The 1,137-nt window shown below is 69.7% G+C and carries 1 protein-coding gene; it reads right to left on the bottom strand.

Annotated features, from left to right (window positions below):
• Positions 1-27: 27 nt before the first annotated feature.
• A partial coding sequence (locus tag ACIRFH_RS36635; RefSeq protein ID WP_403530938.1) for an LLM class flavin-dependent oxidoreductase occupies positions 28-1,137 on the bottom strand: 1,110 nt, incomplete at its 5' end.

Below are 1,137 nucleotides of genomic sequence, written 5' to 3'. Positions count from 1 at the left end.
TCAGTCCCGCGGAGACGACGACGAGCCTCATGCCCGTGCTCCTTCCTGCGCGGTTTCCTGCCCGGCGTTCTCCGTGTTCGCCAGCAGCGAGGCGTGGGTGGGGGCGTCCGGCACACCGGCCGGGCGGTTCTTGGCGAACTCCTCGCGCAGCACCGGCACGACCTCCTCGCCGAGCAGGTCGAGCTGCTCCAGCACGGTCTTCAGCGGCAGCCCGGCGTGGTCCATCAGGAACAGCTGGCGCTGGTAGTCGCCGGCGTAGTCGCGGAAGGCGAGGGTCTTCTCGATCACCTGCTGCGGCGAGCCGACCGTCAGCGGGGTCTGCTCGGTGAACTCCTCCAGCGACGGCCCGTGCCCGTAGACCGGGGCGACGTCGAAGTAGGGGCGGAACTCGCGCACCGCGTCCTGGCTGTTGCGGCGCATGAACACCTGCCCGCCCAGGCCGACGATCGCCTGCTCGGGAGTGCCGTGCCCGTAGTGGGCGTAGCGGTTCCGGTAGAACTCGACCATGCGCCTGGTGTGGTCGGCCGGCCAGAAGATGTTGTTGTGGAAGAAGCCGTCGCCGTAGTACGCGGCCTGCTCGGCGATCTCCGGGGAGCGGATGGAGCCGTGCCAGACGAAGGGCGCGACGCCGTCCAGCGGACGGGGCGTGGACGTGAAGCCCTGCAGCGGCGTACGGAACCTGCCCTCCCAGTTCACGACGTCCTCGCGCCACAGCCGGCGCAGCAGGGCGTAGTTCTCCACGGCCAGATCGATGCCCTCGCGGATGTCCTTGCCGAACCACGGATACACCGGCCCGGTATTGCCGCGCCCCAGCATCAGGTCGGTGCGGCCGTCGGCCAGGTGCTGCAGCATCGCGAAGTCCTCGGCGATCTTCACCGGGTCGTTCGTGGTGATCAGCGTCGTGGACGTGGACAGGACCAGCCGCTCGGTGCGCGCCGCGATGTAGCCGAGCATCGTGGTCGGCGACGAGGGCACGAAGGGCGGGTTGTGGTGCTCGCCGGTCGCGAAGACGTCGAGCCCCACCTCCTCGGCCTTCAGCGCGATGGCGACCATGGCCTTGATGCGCTCACGCTCGGTCGGCGTCCGGCCCGTGGTCGGGTCCGGGGTGACGTCGCCGACGGTGAAGATGCCGAACTG

The organism is Streptomyces sp. NPDC093586 (assembly GCF_044764905.1).
GTDB lineage: Bacteria > Actinomycetota > Actinomycetes > Streptomycetales > Streptomycetaceae > Streptomyces.
This window is presented reverse-complemented; position numbering and strand designations above follow the sequence as displayed.